The 324-nt window shown below is 52.2% G+C and carries 1 protein-coding gene; it reads right to left on the bottom strand.

All coding sequences use genetic code 11. The features are described from left to right. Nucleotides 1-324, bottom strand: a 324-nt coding sequence (locus tag DB48_RS18965; RefSeq protein ID WP_041511757.1) for a VCBS domain-containing protein, incomplete at both ends; no start/stop codon positions are given.

Genomic DNA, 324 nt, shown 5'->3' with positions numbered 1-324 from the left:
CGCGGAGATTCGCATTGGTGTATCTTCAATGCCCGGCGCTAACGTGACTTCGCTACTGACCACTGGGGCATCATTGGTGCCGTGGATGGTCAGTTCAATGGTATGGGATGTGCCATCGGCAGAGTGGATGATGACATGGTCTTTTAAGGTGTCACCTTTGCCTAATGCCTGGATCTCAGGCTTAGTGGTGTCGATAACATATTCCCATACTCCCTGGCGATCTATGGTCAGGCGCCCGCCCAATTGGCTGGAGTAAGGTGCCCACTCAGGGTGAAAGACGTCATGCACTAGCGTACTAAAATTGAAGTGGTCTTCACCGGTATC

This window comes from Shewanella sp. cp20 (assembly GCF_000832025.1).
In the GTDB taxonomy this organism is placed as follows: Bacteria; Pseudomonadota; Gammaproteobacteria; order Enterobacterales; family Shewanellaceae; genus Shewanella.
Note: the sequence above shows the minus strand (reverse complement) of the source record. Positions and strands in the feature narration are given on the sequence as shown.